This window comes from Acinetobacter sp. BEC1-S18-ESBL-01 (genome assembly GCF_014169935.1).
In the GTDB taxonomy this organism is placed as follows: Bacteria; Pseudomonadota; Gammaproteobacteria; order Pseudomonadales; family Moraxellaceae; genus Acinetobacter; species Acinetobacter pittii.
The window spans coordinates 1392477-1408617 of sequence record NZ_AP022302.1 but is presented as its reverse complement, the minus strand read 5'-3'; the positions used below and the strand labels follow the sequence as shown (position 1 = coordinate 1408617).

Below are 16141 nucleotides of genomic sequence, written 5' to 3'. Positions count from 1 at the left end.
GATATATTCTATTTTTGCCAATCAGGTAGATAAACAACCACCTTTGCAAATATTTTTTGCGTTTGAGGACTAAATGTCACGTCAATTTGACCATCTTGCCGATATTGAAGTGTTTTTAATTGTCGCTGAGAAGCTTTCTATTAGTGCAGCTGCAATTTATTTAGCAACAACTCCTTCAGTCATTAGTAGAACAATTACGCGGCTAGAGAAAAAACTTGGCATTCAGTTTTTTAGAAGAACAACTCGTCATTTGAGCCTGACTGAAGCTGGTCAACTTTATTATGAAAAGATGCAACATGCATTTCAGTTAATTGACCATGCAGAGCGTGCTATTCAAGGTAAGCAACTGCAAATTTCCGGCAAAATTAAATTAAGTGTACCCACCACCTACGGACACTATCGCCTTCCAGAATTACTACAAAAATTTCTTTTGCAATATCCAGATATTCAAATTGAAGTCAGTATTTCTAATCGAAACGTCGATTTAATTGCGGAAGGATTTGATTTAGCTATTCGCCAAGGTCAGCTTCCTAGTAGCACTCTCATTGCCAGACCTTTGGAGCTTGCCCCTCTTCAACTTGTTGCTTCACCCGAATATTTAAAACGTATGGGTGTTCCTCAAACCTTGGAAGACTTAAACCATCACCAATGTATTGCCTTTGAATTACCGAGCACAGGTAAGGTCACTCCATGGTTTTTTAAAAATGGTGATAATGAAATTCAATGGATACCATCAAATCGGATTTTAGTAAAAGAAGATATTTTGGGAGTAGTTTCTCTTGCTGAAAGTGGATTAGGAATATGTCAGAGTTATAGCTTTATTGTTAATGAAAAGATCCGGCAAGGAAAATTGCAGCCCGTACTTGAGGGTTATGCAGGTCACACACGGCCCTTTTCTTTACTGTACGCACAACATAAACATATGTCGTCTGCGACAAGAGCTTTAATAAATTTTCTATGTTCTGATCATGAGTAACCCCGTTAAAACTAAATAAAGCTTAATTTATCTATATGAGTATTAAATATTCTATTTTAATAGAAAACATACAAACCAGACACTAAACTGCAATAATCAAAAGATGGTTCTCCATATTTGGGGAGAAGTGTTTTGTTACATTTGCCGTAACAAAAGATATAGGGTCCTGCAACTAGGGACACGGAGTCAAAAATGAAATTAAATGCGTGGTTATGTAGCGCTGTTCTAGCAACTTCAATGGTTACTGTGGCACATGCTGACAATACAACACATGTAGCAGCCGCTTCTGCTTTAGGTAGCGTAGCAGGTACTGCAATTGGTAAAAGCATGGGCGGTACATCTGGCGCAACAATTGGTGCTGCTTTAGGTGGTGCTGGTGGTGCAGCTGTTGCAAGCGATCGTCGTAACCGTACTGAATCTGCGATTGGCGGTGCTTTAGGTGGTGGTGCTGGTTATACGGTTGGTAAAAGCATGGGCGGCACAAATGGTGGTTATGTAGGCGCTGCTTTAGGTGCTGCGGGTGGTTCTGCTTTGGGTAATAAAATCTCTAAAGACCGTGATGCAGACAGATCTTCTAAGCACTGGAAGAAAAAACACCGTCGTCATCACTAATTAAGCTGATGAAACAATTTTAAGCACCTTCGGGTGCTTTTTTATTGTGATGAAGTTATACACTCATATTTCGTATGCTCATGATTTATCCACAAATTAATACAAACACTACAAACAGACACAAAACACTTGTATCACCCTTGGGGTTCTCCATAATTATCACGAAATTTTTTATTACATTTACCCCAAGATAAAGATAACTGTCCTTCCAGTAAAAAGGACATGGAGTTCTACGATGAAAATGAATATTTGGTTGGCTAGTGCATTAATTGCAACATCTTCAATGGTAACAGTTGCACATGCTGACAATGGCACACGTGTTGCTGCAACCTCTGCTTTAGGTAGTGTAGTGGGTACTGCGATTGGTAAAAGTATTGGTGGTACCTCAGGTGCAACAATCGGTGCTGCTTTAGGTGGTGCTGGTGGCGCAGCTGCAGCAAGTGATCGTCGTAATCGTACAGAAGCTGCAATTGGTGGTGCTTTAGGTGGTGGTGCTGGTTATACAGTCGGCAAAAATATGGGCGGTACCAACGGTGGATACATTGGTGCAGCAGTAGGTGCAGCTGGTGGTTCTGCATTAGGTCGTAAAGTTGCTGAAGATCGTAACTACGATGACCGTTATGACCGTGATCGTTACGATCGTGATGACCGCAGATATTACGATGGTGACCGTCGTTATTATAAAGGTGGTAGCCGTCGCCATGACAATGGCTTACACCGTGGTTGGTATAAAAACCGCTAATTCACAGATAAATCAAAAGAGCACCTTCGGGTGCTTTTTTATTTATAGCTAAAAATTAATATCGAAAAAAAACGATATACATCACACCCTATATATCGTATTATTTCGATATATCCTTATTCGAGAATATCGCATGCGATCACTTCAAGATACCAAGTTCTCCATTTTGGAACTTGCTCCTATTCGTAATGATAAAACCATCGAATTCTCATTACGTCACGCATTAGAATTGGCACAACATGCAGAAAAACTAGGTTATGAACGTTTCTGGCTTGCTGAACATCACAATATGGATGGTATCGCAAGTTCAGCTACTGCTGTCTTACTCGGTTTTATTGCGGCACATACACAGCATATTCGCTTAGGTTCAGGGGGAATTATGCTTCCTAACCATGCCCCTTTAGTTGTCGCAGAACAATTCGGGACGCTTGCTACTTTATATCCAAATCGTATTGAACTTGGTTTAGGCCGTGCTCCTGGTACAGACCAACTCACCATGCGAGCTTTACGTCGTGGCCATCAAGAAACAGAAGATCAGTTTCCTCGAGATGTTGTCGAAATCTTAAAATATTTCGATGTACCTCAAGCAGGACAAAAAATTATTGCAACACCAGGGCAAAGCACCCATGTTCCTGTTTGGTTACTTGGATCTAGCCTATTTAGTGCACAACTCGCCGCAAAACTTGGACTTCCTTACTCATTTGCATCACATTTTGCCCCACGTATGTTAGGCCAAGCGATTCAACTTTATCGGGAGAACTTTGAACCTTCTGAGTACCTAGATAAGCCGTATGTTTCAATGGGTGTGCCTGTTGTCGTTGCAGATACAGATGAAGAAGCACAATTTTTAGCAACTAGTGCTTACCAACGCGTATTAGGTTTAATCCGTGGTGAAAGCTTGAAGCTGAAACCACCAGTTGAATCAATGCAGGGATTATGGAATACAGCAGAACAACTTTCTGTCGAAAACTTTTATGCAATGGCGCAAATTGGTTCTGTAGATACGGTTCGCTCTGGCTTACAAAAGTTATTAGCGACGTATGATGTTGATGAATTTATTTTTACATGTGATGTATACGATACAGCTAAACGTTTAGAAAGCTTTACACAACTCATGAATGTAAAAACAGAACATTAAACTCTACTTCAAGCTCCCATACTTGAATTGATTTCGAGTATGGGATGACCATCTATCTGAAAAGGCTTTACCCCAACTGCCTGCTTGGTTATTTATATTAAAACGATAAAAACATCATGATTTAAAAAACCAAAAGGACTTTTGGAAAATGAGTATTAATATTAAAAATAACACTTCAAAATCAGTAATTTTTCAGAATATTTCTCAAGATTTCGAAGATTTTACTGGTCAAGTGATTTCATCAACATCAATTAAAGAGTTTGACTTTTCACATTCATCTGTCGCGATTATTGGTACAAATCAAGATAGCGTGACTCATCTTGAAAAAATCTGTCAGCAAGCAAAATTTGTGACCGTCTTCCAAATCACCCCTCATTTTATTTTGCCCCATAGTCAAATGGGTACACATAAGTTAATTACTCACCCACTTATTATTAAAAACCGCAGGTTATTTAACAATCGTGTTAAAAGCATTCTGGCATTACGTTTTCTAGAAACTCAAGTAAATGAACAATGGCTTAAACGCCTTTTGACTCCCAATACTGCAACCACGAAAAAAGTATTTTTTAAATCCGACAGTTACTATGCGGCACTTCAGAAACCCAACTGTAAATTGCAAACATGGCCAATTGTTAAAATTACCAATACATCAGTTCACAGCATGGATGGTATAGAACAACCTGTTGATATTATTATCAGAGCAATGCCATAAAAGTAAAAAAAAGCATGGTTTTTAAGCCATGCTTTTTTATTTACTCATATTTTTGCAAATTACCGTGATCATCGTAATGCAAAATAATGCGCTGTTTTTTTTGCAACTCAGTTAACATCTCAGGCGTAACCAAAAATTGGGCGGCTAGTAATTCAACTGAACTGTTAGGTGCCTTAGCTCGTCGATCCTCACCACTAAACCTAATCCAGTTATAACTTGCCCATAAAATTAAAATAAGCGCGCTAATTCCGATCATTAATGCTAAATGTAATAACGTCTTAACTTCTGATAAGTGGTCTACCCAGACGTAATCATAAATTAAGTGACCCTCAAAAACCCATAAAAACAGTGAAACCAATGGGAAAAGCAACCACATTAAACAAATCCAGCCAATGGTTTGTAATGTATAGTTTGCTGTTTTATTTTTGACATATTCCGGCTGATCAATATATTCAGGGATATCTAAAGTCTCTATATTCTTATTTTCCTCAAGTTTCATGGGTTATCTCCACGGAAGCCTCGATCTGGACTTACCCAACGGGCACGTTTTTTTGTGTTAAATAAAGTTTTTGGTACCGCGACAACACTTGTAAACAAAGTCAGTAACCAGAAAAACAACGGGTACCAAATCACCCAAAAGTAATTTCTAAAGAAACGCCCTCGGTCATAACGCTGATCAATCCACAAACTCACTAAAAACTGGATCAAACACGTTCCACCTAGTATTACACCGTACCACTGTGGCATAAGCGTTTTAATCTGCCATTGCTGAGGCAGTTCAACAAATAATCCAACAAAAAAAAGCGTGAAGATCATGATCATCACATAAGACCAGATAATACTGACTAGCGCCTCAATCATGACCGGCCACATTCTTCGAACACGCAGTTTGAACATTTGTGGAATATATTCTATAAGAACCTCTACCCCACCTTGCGCCCAGCGAAGACGCTGTTTCCATAGACCTTTAAATGTCTCAGGCATATAGATATAACAAAGCGCTTGTGGAATATACTGAATATCCCAATGGTCGAGTTGTAACTTCCATGAAATATCAATATCTTCGGTAATTTTATCGTCAGACCAAAACCCGACTCGAACGAGTGCAGTTTTACGAAATGCTGCAATCACACCAGATACAGTAAAAATACGACCATATGTACGTTGTGCACGTTTGATCAAACCAATAATCGAAGAAAACTCACCAACCTGTAATTTTCCTAAAATACTAGATCGGTTTAAAATTCGTGGATTACCCGTTACAGCACCAATTCGCGGGAAATTAATAAATGGTTGCATTAACCAAAGTACCGCATGCGGATGTAACAACGCATCTCCATCAATACAAACAAGATATTCGTATTTACTCACCAATACGCCCGATCTTAAAGCTACGGCCTTACCCTGATTTTCTGCCAAGTGTACAACCCGAAGTCGTGAATCTTGCGCTGACAATTCATCGAGAATTTCAGCTGTTCTGTCACTACTTCCATCATTAACGGCGATCACTTCAAAATTAGGATATTTGGTTTGTAGCGCATAACGAATTGTTTGGCGTACTTGCGCTTCTTCGTTAAAACACGGAATGATGATACTGCATCCTTCATCTGTAGGTTCAGGAAGCGCTTGTTCACGGTATTCTCTTTTAAAGAAGAACCAGAGTCCCCCTACCATCCATGTCCAAGCCATTAGTAAGGGATATAAAAAGGCAAAAGCAAATAGAATATCGAGTAATACTCTCATTACTTTTTCCCCTCTACCAATCCAGCAAAAGGCTGATACATCACAGGGCTAGCATTCAGACTAAGCGGATTATATAAATATTGATGAACATCTTTTGATTTTTCAAAGTCATAGCCATCAATACCGAATTTCTGGATTCCTACTCGCTGAATAGAAAAGAGCCCTTGCTGAACCTCTTCCCAAGCATTTTTTTGCGAATTTTCTGGTAATACTAAAGTCAGCATTATTCTTTGCTTATCATTTTGATCAAGTGTATTTAAGAGCGTTAACAACTGATTAAATTGTTTTTTCTTACCAATCACATCAAACTTCAAATTGACTAAGTCATGTTGCATTAAAAGTGTTTTTATAAGCTCAGGTAGATTTTCAATATGATCTAAATCTGGTGTAAGCAATAAACTAAACTGCGCCTGATTACTCATATTTAAATAAGGTTTGACCGCTTCCTTAGTCAGTTCGCTCAGTTGTTCAAGCTGTTTTGATTGTTCAATGCAACTGCTTTCTTGCACGGTTATTTTTTGCATTGCGCAATTTAAAGATGATCCTGCATTAAGCTGAACACCGCTTAAATTACTATTGAAACGTGCAATATCTTTAGCCAAATCTACAGCTAAAAATGGTTTATCTTTTTGCGGATAAGCAGGCAATTCTAATATTACCGATTGGCCTGCACGAGTTTGAGCCTGCCATAAACTACGATTTAAAATATCTTGTTGAACAGACATTTTATTTGTAGGGAAATAAGCAACATCATATTGCCCATCTCTATCTTTGTCTTCCAAAGGCTTTAAGATTAAAGCGTTGTTTTTTAAGCTATACAGTTTTGATAACAACTGCCCAAGTTTTTCATCAGTTTGAGCATTTTGTTGTGCTGCCAAATGCTTTAAATCCATACTCACAAAATGACGTGGTTGCTTAAATAAATCTGACTCTTCGAAATTCAGAATATTTAACATGCCTTCTGTCAGTTGTTCGGCTGTAGGGTTATCAATGACTAAGCTACGCTTAAAAGTTGAGTCACTCACGCGATTCATACCATCACGTCCCAAACTGAATGAAAACTGGAAACCCGCCTGTTGTGCTAGCTTTTCTAACTGTTCATTCACGGCACCATAAGGCCAAATAATTGCTTTAGGATTAACCCCTACTTCTTTTTTTAAAACTGCATAAGATTTTTTTAAATCCTGCAAAATGCGCTGTTGATATTCCGCATCGGTTTCATAACGTGATTGCGATTTTAAATATGCATAAGAAGTTGCAGCCGGTTGCTCATTACCTTGAGGATTGGCCAATACACCATGATGTAAATCATCACTATGGCTTGCAAACTCGGCTAACCCAGATGCTTGCATTTCACGAACTTGAGCCCAGTTCACTAAGTTACCTTGGCCATAGGCTTCATAACCCGCTTTTGTATTACCATGTAACCAACTTGTTGGAAGAGCAAAAACTGCTGGAATTTTATATTGCTTCAGCAAAGGAAATACTCGGCTATAACTGCTTAAAGCACCATCATCAAAGGTCAGTAGAATAGAGTTATGAGGTAATTCTTTACCTTGCTTGCGCGCCTCTTCAATGTCTTTTAAGCGAATCGGTTTCCAGTCCGACTGGCTAAGCCAATCGAGAAACTGTGCCAGATTATTGGTCTGAATCGCATAAACATCACGGTCCCCTTCCTTTAGTACGTCATCTCGTACATCATGAAAAGTTAACGAAACCGTATGATTTTTTGGTAGTTCAGTTTCAATGCGGGCATAGGCAAATTGTACGGGTAATAATGTTGAGGCAAACACACAGCTCAACATTTTTGACATCATGTTATTCATTAAAAACGCCCTTCAAATCCGAAAATACCGTAGGTATGTTGTTCATCATGACCATCGTATGGATGGTATTGCCAACCAATTCCATAATTAAGTTGCCAAGTCCGTGAGAGCTGCCATTGATGTTGATATTGCAAAGAATATGTTGGTCGAGCGGAGTAATCTGCTTGTTTATAAAGCCCTACTCCAGCTTCAAAATGTTGTTTAAATGAGCGTTCGTACTCTCGCCAAGTGACCCAGTCATGGCTTAAATTCAACTCAGCACTGTAATGATTGCTTGGGCTAAAGTAAGCAGTCTGATCTTGGCTATTGCTGCCATAAAATCCACGAACGGTTCCGTAAGTAATATGGTGAGGCGCATCAAATAATCGCTCACGCCAAAAAGTAGAAAATTCTTGTTGTTTATTACCGTCACTTATATCGGTTAAGCCATAACTCGCCCCAATTTGGCGTGACTCATCTTTTTGCCATGTCAAAGCAGCACGGTAAGCTTGTCCATCCTCACCAGCATCAATTGCTTGTAATGGAATATTAGCCTGACTGTCATATTGCAATTGATATTGCCAGTGGTCGTTTAACCATTGCGACCAATCCAGACGAATACCTGCTTGGCCACCATCTGTACTTTGCGACAAAATTGCCGACAATGCCTTACGATTTGCTTGCCACTCAGCACCAACACCATAACGTTGGTCATGCACATCACCAAAACGGTATTCACCGTAACGATCTTGATGCCAAGCAAATAGACGATAATTATCTTTAATCCAAGGGCTATTAACACGAGTTTCCATTTCTCGATCTTTTAAGCCATTTTGCCCACTCACAGAATCGCTATTTTCTGCTTTACTCTGGCCCCAAGTTGTAGAATGCGAGATGGTTGCTCTATCACGATCATCCAACTCTTTTCGACTTTTAACTACGCCACTATCTTCAGGATAATATTGCAAAAGACTTTCTGTGCTTTTGCGCCACTCAGGAATATTCCCTAAAGCCTGGGCATTTTGCATTTGGTTAATACGCGTATCTTTAGCAAATGGCGTTAAACCATTTAAACGAGCAATTGTTTGCTTTGCCTGTAAAGGTTTATCTCTCCAGCGCTCAACACGAGCAAGGTTGTTAATTAAACCTTCATTAGCAGGTGCAAGATCTACTTGTTTTTGAAAATGCTTTTCTGATTGATCCAAATGATTGGCGTAAGCTAAATGCATGCCTTGTAAAGCGATATAATCATCACGATCAGGATGGCTTGATTTATCCACCCCTTTGGCTTGACTATATTTATATGTAGGAATCAATCGATCAACTTCATTCAAAAGTTGTTCAGCTTGTTTATATTTTTCTTGTTCAATATAAGAATAATAAAGCCCCGTATATACCGTCATATCTGAGTAGTTTTTTTCGGTAAGTAAGGTTTTAAAAGCGAGTTCAGCCTGCTTGGGTTGTCTTTCAGCTAAATAACTATCAGCAATCGCATGACGAACATAAGCCGGTAGCTTTTCTAACGGTACATTTAATTTAGTAAATTCATCTAATACCGTACGGCTATGCCCACGAAAGTCCAACGCATATAAATAGTCATAATGAAATCTTAAATAATTAGGGTCTGACGGTTGAATCAAAGACTGTATTTGCTCACCTTGTTTCAACACGGCATCAAGCTCAGCAAAACCTTCACTGTCCGACATGCCTTCCCGATTCAAATATTTATAGCGAGTAATTGCATTATTTACACGTTGAGAAAACTCGCTGACTTTTAACCAGTGTTGTAACGATTCTGTTTGCGCATTTTTATCGCTGGCAAGCAGCAACTGCTGAGCTTTTTTATAAGCGCCTATAGCCGCCAAGTCATAACTATATTCTTGCAAAACCGCAAAAGATTTTGGTTGTTGTTGATAAGCTTGCTCGATTGCAGATAAAGCATCTACAGGTGAATTAATGAGTCGATATGCATAAGCAATTTGAACAAATTGATCAGCTGTAAGATTTTTACTCTTAATACCTGATAAATGCACCTTAGCATTTACAGGGTCTTTAGCCTCAGCATATAGAACCGCTAATAAAATCTGCCCATCAGATGTCTTTTGAATATTAAATTTATTCGACCACTCAATTGCATCTTTAAAGTGTTTAAAATCACGAAAATTACGTATTAATGGTAGTTGCCCATATTCTGGAAAAGTCACATAATTAACATTTGCTAAATACTGAGAAGAAAAGGTTAATAAATCTCTTTTTTCACTTGACATGACAACTAAATAATCAGCTAGTAATTTTTGGTCATGCGGGTATTTATTTAGCAATTGATCTAGTTGCAATATTGCTTGTTGAGTTTGTCCAGCTTTATAAGTGTGAATAGCTTGCTCTCGCAATTTATCTACTTGAGCAGCATATAAATTAAGAGGCAAGATATATACCAATGAAAAAACACATTTTTTTAGCATTTTGATAATCGGATAGTCCCATATCGAGGTGGGAAATTATAATTAAAATCAAAAACCAATCACACAATACCAAAAAAGTGTGATCTATTTAACATTTTATAAATTGTGGATTTTTCATGAATGCTTTTAAAAAATATTTATAAAAAATAAAGAATTACTATTTTTCAGCACAATAAAAAACATACACTTCTTTTCAATAGTGTTATTTAAATTTACAAATGAGTTTCAAAATAACTACGGGCTTATAACCAATAAAAACTATTTAATAATATTTAGTTTTATATATAAAACTTTAATTTTTGTCTGTGATATATATTAAAAAACCATTCAACTTATCTATAAATTAATATACAAAAATTGAATGGTTAAAATAAATAATTGATTAAATTAACCAATACGACGTTTTAATCCCGTCATTTGCAAAATACGAGTTGAAATCTCTTCAATCGACATTTCGGTTACGTTTAAATATTTAATGCCTTCTGAAATATAAATCCCTTCAATTGCTCTTAGCTCCATTTGGCATTGACTAAAACTTGCATAACGGCTATTCGCTTTACGTTCACTACGAATTGCGACCAAACGCTCAGCATCAATCATCAAACCAAATAACTTGCTACGATGAGCTCTTAATACTGCTGGTAACCGGTTGTCATCTAAATCTTCTTCAGTTAACGGGTAGTTTGCAACACGAATACCGAATTGAAGAGATAAGTAAATAGAAGTCGGTGTTTTACCCGAACGGGAAACTCCAATTAAGATTAAATCCGCTTTATCGTAATGACGAGTACGTGCCCCATCATCATTATCAAGCGCAAAATGAACAGCATCGATACGGGCTTTATAATATTCAGAATCGGTTACCGCATGAGTCTGCCCGACCAATGTTGTTGGTGGTGTTCCAAGTTCTTGTTCAAGTTTACTAATTAAACCTTCAAACACATCCAGATTAACCGCTTTAGCCGTATTAATAATCTCTCGCACATGCGGATCGACTAAAGTATCAAATACTAAAGGTAGACAACCGTCTTTGGTTTGGCATCGATTAATCTCAACCACCACATCCATTGCCGCCTCTTCAGTTGTAATATACGGCATGATGTGAATATCAAAATCTACATTGGGAAATTGTGCTAATAACGAATGTCCAAGAGTCTCGGCAGTAATTGCAGTTCCATCAGAAATAAAAAAAACACTCCGCTTAAATTGTTTACTTTCTGACATTAAAATTCTCCTTAAACATTTGTCTTAGTGCTATATAATCTTTATAGTAAACTGATCTTACATGACTGTCGCTTAGTATAATTCTCAACTAAGCACTTTATTTTTATAATTTCATGCCAAGATAGACATTAATACTGCAAAAGTGGAGTGAAAACTTTGGAAGCGCGCGTAATCGGTCTAGAAAAATTAGGGAAACACGATGTCGAACTCGTAGGTGGGAAAAACTCATCTTTGGGTGAAATGATCAGCCATTTATCAAATGCTGGTGTATCGGTACCTGGTGGCTTTGCAACTACTGCTGCTGCCTATCGTGAGTTCTTAGACCAAAGTGGTCTTAACGCTCGAATTCAAGCAGAACTTGCTCAACTCAACGTCGATGATGTAAATGCTCTTGCAGAAACAGGTGCAAAAATTCGTCAATGGATTGTAGAGACTCCACTCACTGCAACCTTAGAACAAGAAATTCGCGCCGCTTTTACAGCACTTTCTAACGGCAACCCTGACATCGCGGTTGCCGTTCGTTCATCTGCAACTGCTGAAGATTTACCAGATGCTTCTTTCGCGGGTCAGCAAGAAACTTTCTTGAATATTCGCGGTATTGATAACGTACTTATTGCGATTAAAGAAGTGTTTGCTTCTTTATATAATGACCGTGCAATTTCTTACCGTGTGCACCAGGGTTTTGATCATGACATCGTTGCACTTTCTGCGGGTGTTCAGCGTATGGTTCGTTCTGAAACTGGCGCTGCGGGTGTAATGTTTACACTTGATACAGAATCTGGTTTCCGTGATGTTGTATTTATCACTGCATCTTACGGTTTAGGTGAAATGGTTGTACAAGGTGCCGTTAACCCAGATGAGTTTTACCTATCTAAACCATTATTAAATGCAGGAAGACATTCTGTTTTACGTCGTAACCTTGGCTCTAAACACCAAAAAATGATTTATGGTGAAGAAGGTTCTGCGGGTAAATCTGTTGTTGTTGTTGATGTTGAAAAACAAGACCGTCAACAATTCGCTTTAAATGACCATGAGTTACAAGAGTTAGCTAAACAAGCGCTTATCATTGAGCAGCATTACGGTGCTCCAATGGATATCGAATGGGCAAAAGACGGTGATGACGGTCAAATTTATATTGTTCAAGCCCGTCCTGAAACTGTAAAAAGCCGCCAAAATGTAGGCACTATGGAACGCTACCTTCTCAAACAAAGAGGTACTGTTCTTTGTGAAGGTCGTTCAATTGGTCAACGTATTGGTTCTGGTAAAGTCCGTATTGTTAACTCAATTAAAGAAATGGACAAGGTTCAAGAAGGCGACGTTCTTGTATCAGATATGACCGATCCTGACTGGGAACCGGTAATGAAACGTGCTGCTGCAATTATCACTAACCGTGGTGGTCGTACATGTCACGCAGCAATTATTGCACGTGAACTTGGTGTACCAGCGATTGTTGGTTGTGGTAACGCAACAGAAGTATTAACTGATGGCCAGGAAGTAACTGTTTCTTGTGCTGAAGGTGATACAGGTTTCATTTACGAAGGTGCTTTAGATTTCGAAGTTCAACGCAACTCAATCGAATCTATGCCTAAGCTTTCGTTTAAAATTATGATGAATGTAGGTAACCCTGACCGTGCATTTGACTTTGCTCAAATTCCAAACGAAGGTATTGGCCTTGCTCGTCTTGAGTTCATCATTAACCGCATGATCGGTGTGCACCCTAAAGCCTTACTCAATATTGATAGCCTACCTCGTGAAACTCGTGCTGCGGTTTTAACTCGTACCGCAGGTTATGCATCACCTGTAGATTTCTATGTTGAAAAATTGGTTGAAGGTATTGCAACTCTTGCTGCTGCATTTGGTGACAAGCCAGTTATCGTTCGTATGTCTGACTTCAAGTCAAACGAATACGCAAACTTAATTGGTGGTAAGTTATACGAGCCTGAAGAAGAAAACCCGATGCTCGGTTTCCGTGGTGCAAGCCGTTATGTATCTGATAACTTCCGTGATTGTTTCGAATTAGAATGTCGCGCACTTAAGAAAGTTCGTGATGAAATGGGTCTAACCAATATTCAAATCATGATTCCTTTTGTACGCACAGTATCTGAAGCAAAACGTGTTATTGAATTACTTGCACAAAATGGCTTAAAACGTGGTGAGAACGGATTAAAAGTAATCATGATGTGCGAATTACCAACTAACGCTCTGTTAGCTGAACAATTCTTAGAGCACTTCGATGGTTTCTCTATTGGTTCTAATGACTTAACTCAGTTAACGTTAGGCCTTGACCGTGACTCAGGTATTGTTTCACACTTATTTGATGAACGTGATGCAGCTGTTAAAGCTCTTCTTTCAATGGCAATCCATGCCTGCCGTAAAGCAGGTAAATATGTAGGTATCTGTGGTCAAGGTCCTTCAGACCATCCAGATCTTGCAAAATGGTTAATGGAACAAGGTATTGAATCTGTCTCTCTTAACCCAGACTCAGTTTTAGATACATGGTTCTTCCTTGCTGAAGAAAAAATCAAGCAAATCTAATATGTTATAAAAAAAGGCCCATCCGTGGGTCTTTTTTCATCTTTAGAATAGAGAATTTTTATTTATGCAAATTTACTTGGCACGTAATAATCAACAAGCTGGGCCTTATACTTTAGAACAAGTAAATCAAATGTTGGCTAGCCAACAAATTTTGTTAACTGATTTAGCTTGGCATGAAGGCATGACAGAATGGAAAGCTTTAGGAGAATTAACCCAAGGTAAACTTGTATATCAACCTATCGGTTATTCTGTACCTACAATAAATACGAATACATCAACTAATGAAACTATTCGTCAAATTCGTGTAGAACCTAAAGTTCATGAACTTGCATCTATTCCAGCTCGGGCTTTAGCAAAAATTATTGATTTATTGCTTTGGTTACCAATCGCTGCAATTCCTTCTTTTTTCTTTAATGAAGCTCAATATAAGCAATTATTCGAGCTGCAAAAACAGATGCAATCTGCCGAAGTCGCATCGACTAAAGCTGCAGAATTGCAACAGCAACTTTTTACTTTAATTCCAATAGAAGCTTGGCATTCAATGCTTCTTTACGTCGTAATTATGCTTGCAATTCAAGCCGTTCTTTTAACAAAGTTTGGTCAGAGTATAGGTAAGAAAATTGTTGGAATTAAAATTGTAGATGCTGAGGACAATAGCAAGGTTAATTTAACTCGCATCTTCTTATTAAGAAGTATTGTTTTTATCATATTAAACTTATTGTTTATGCCGATCAGTACAATTATTGACTACGCTTTTGCATTAGGACAAAAGCGACAAGCTTTACATGACAAAATTGCAAGAACAAAAGTGATCAAATGATAGTGAATGACTCATTCATTTAATGTCTAAAAAAAGAGGAGGCACCCCGCCTCCTTTTTTCTATAGTGAGTTGATATTTAAATAAAAGCTCTATTGCGATTCGATACCCTACAAAAAAAATCGGGTTTTAAAACAATTATTTCAGCCTACTTTATGTATAGCTTAGTTTGTCGATATGAGGCATAATGCCCTACAACGTAGCGGTGTCATATAATTGAGAAGTCTAAATTTAAGGATTAGCGTTCTCAATCATGCGACACTTTAATCGCTATCCCATATTTAATTAGGGAATGGGACTCTTCACCGAGGTTGTAAAATGAGACAAACGATTTTAGCTGTATTGTCTTTATCAACGCTTGCCGCACTTTTGACTGGGTGTGGTGGTGATATGGTACTTCTAAACTCTAAAGGTCCAGTTGGTCAAGGTCAAAGTGACCTTATGATGACTGCGATCTATTTAATGTTACTTGTGGTGATTCCTTCAATCATCATGGCATTATGGTTTGGTTGGAAATATCGCGCGTCAAATAAAGATGCAGACTATAAACCTACATGGGCACACTCAACTGCAATTGAAGTTGTAGTATGGGGTATCCCTGTCATTATTATTGGTATTTTAGCTTGGTTAACTTGGTGGGGTTCCCACAAGTATGACCCATACCGTCCTTTAGAATCAGATAAAGCACCTTTAACTATTCAAGTTATTGCTGAACAGTTTAAGTGGATCTTTATTTATCCTGAACAAAACATTGCAACAGTTAACGAAGTACGTTTCCCTGAAAAAACTCCGTTAAGCTTTAAAATCACTTCTAACTTTACAATGAACTCATTCTTCATTCCACAGTTAGGCGGCCAGATTTATGCAATGGCAGGTATGCAAACTCACCTTCATTTGTTAGCAAATGAAACTGGTGTATATCGTGGTTTCTCTTCTAACTACTCAGGTTACGGTTTCTCTCAAATGCGTTTCAAGGCGCATAGTGTTACAGAGCAACAATTCAACGAATGGGTAGCAGCGGTTAAAGCAGGTAATGGTTCAACCATTAACCCAGAAGCAGTTCAAAAAACTACGCTTGACCAAGCTGAATTGGCAACCTTACGTGATGGTAACCGTTCTAAGCATCAGATCGAGCATTTAGTAAATCGTGCTAAAGCTGCTGGTGATGAAAAAGCAGTTGCTGAAGCTGAAGCTATGAAACCGTTCCCGACTAAGCCACACCCTGTGACTTATTACTCTACTGTTGAGCCTAAATTGTTTGAAACAATTATCAACCACTATATGAGTAACTATCATGGTGTTGACCACTCTGCTGAACACGCAACAGCTGACACTCATGCTGCAGCTGAACACGCTGCTCAAGGGGAATAAGAC

13 protein-coding genes are annotated in these 16141 nt (G+C 38.4%); 8 read left to right on the top strand and 5 right to left on the bottom strand.

All coding sequences use genetic code 11. The features are described from left to right. Nucleotides 1–73 precede the first annotated feature (73 nt). The 5 genes from H7R46_RS06560 to H7R46_RS06540 all read left to right on the top strand — a co-directional run bounded on the left by H7R46_RS06560 (nt 74) and on the right by H7R46_RS06540 (nt 4180). Complete coding sequence (locus tag H7R46_RS06560; protein ID WP_002119752.1) at nt 74–976, top strand: LysR family transcriptional regulator; 903 nt, start codon at nt 74–76, stop codon at nt 974–976. Nucleotides 977–1168: 192 nt separating this feature from the next. Continuing rightward, entirely contained in the window at nt 1169–1588 is a 420-nt protein-coding gene (locus H7R46_RS06555; RefSeq protein WP_005068514.1) for a glycine zipper domain-containing protein, read from the top strand. Nucleotides 1589–1823: 235 nt separating this feature from the next. Then, nucleotides 1824–2330: a hypothetical protein gene (locus tag H7R46_RS06550; RefSeq protein WP_002119687.1), complete on the top strand. Its 507-nt coding sequence runs from the start codon at nt 1824–1826 to the stop codon at nt 2328–2330. Between the two features lie 133 nt (nt 2331–2463). Then, nucleotides 2464–3468: an LLM class flavin-dependent oxidoreductase gene (locus tag H7R46_RS06545; protein WP_005068512.1), complete on the top strand. Its 1005-nt coding sequence runs from the start codon at nt 2464–2466 to the stop codon at nt 3466–3468. A 148-nt stretch (nt 3469–3616) separates the two neighbouring features. Beyond that, entirely contained in the window at nt 3617–4180 is a 564-nt protein-coding gene (locus H7R46_RS06540) for a hypothetical protein (RefSeq protein ID WP_005068510.1), read from the top strand. 40 nt (nt 4181–4220) lie between these two features. Here H7R46_RS06540 and pgaD read toward each other — a convergent pair whose 3' ends face one another. The 5 genes from pgaD to H7R46_RS06515 form a co-directional block, all read right to left on the bottom strand. Beyond that, nucleotides 4221–4679 carry a poly-beta-1,6-N-acetyl-D-glucosamine biosynthesis protein PgaD gene (pgaD, locus tag H7R46_RS06535; RefSeq protein ID WP_005068508.1) on the bottom strand — a complete coding sequence of 153 codons (459 nt, stop codon included), beginning with the start codon at nt 4677–4679 and terminating at the stop codon, nt 4221–4223. Beyond that, nucleotides 4676–5923, bottom strand: a complete 1248-nt coding sequence (gene pgaC / locus H7R46_RS06530; RefSeq protein ID WP_005068507.1) for a poly-beta-1,6-N-acetyl-D-glucosamine synthase — start codon at nt 5921–5923, stop codon at nt 4676–4678. The genes pgaD and pgaC overlap by 4 nt, the downstream gene beginning before the upstream one ends. Continuing rightward, nucleotides 5923–7749 (bottom strand): poly-beta-1,6-N-acetyl-D-glucosamine N-deacetylase PgaB, encoded by a 1827-nt coding sequence (pgaB, locus tag H7R46_RS06525; protein WP_005068505.1) that lies wholly within the window; start codon nt 7747–7749, stop codon nt 5923–5925. The genes pgaC and pgaB overlap by 1 nt, the downstream gene beginning before the upstream one ends. After that, on the bottom strand, nt 7749–10190 hold the full coding sequence (gene pgaA, locus H7R46_RS06520) for a poly-beta-1,6 N-acetyl-D-glucosamine export porin PgaA (RefSeq protein ID WP_005068503.1): 2442 nt from the start codon (nt 10188–10190) through the stop codon (nt 7749–7751). The genes pgaB and pgaA overlap by 1 nt, the downstream gene beginning before the upstream one ends. Before the next feature lie 387 nt (nt 10191–10577). Beyond that, a complete protein-coding gene (locus tag H7R46_RS06515; protein ID WP_002119749.1) occupies nt 10578–11414 on the bottom strand; it encodes a pyruvate, water dikinase regulatory protein in 837 nt (278 codons plus the stop codon). Between the two features lie 147 nt (nt 11415–11561). On the opposite strand from H7R46_RS06515, the gene ppsA reads away from it, so the two are divergent. The 3 genes from ppsA (at nt 11562) to cyoA (ending at nt 16138) form a co-directional block, all read left to right on the top strand. Continuing rightward, entirely contained in the window at nt 11562–13949 is a 2388-nt protein-coding gene (gene ppsA / locus H7R46_RS06510; RefSeq protein WP_005803576.1) for a phosphoenolpyruvate synthase, read from the top strand. Between the two features lie 64 nt (nt 13950–14013). Continuing rightward, nucleotides 14014–14769 carry an RDD family protein gene (locus tag H7R46_RS06505; protein WP_002119677.1) on the top strand — a complete coding sequence of 252 codons (756 nt, stop codon included), beginning with the start codon at nt 14014–14016 and terminating at the stop codon, nt 14767–14769. A 316-nt stretch (nt 14770–15085) separates the two neighbouring features. Further along, a complete protein-coding gene (cyoA, locus tag H7R46_RS06500) occupies nt 15086–16138 on the top strand; it encodes a ubiquinol oxidase subunit II (RefSeq protein ID WP_002119579.1) in 1053 nt (350 codons plus the stop codon). Nucleotides 16139–16141: the final 3 nt, after the last annotated feature.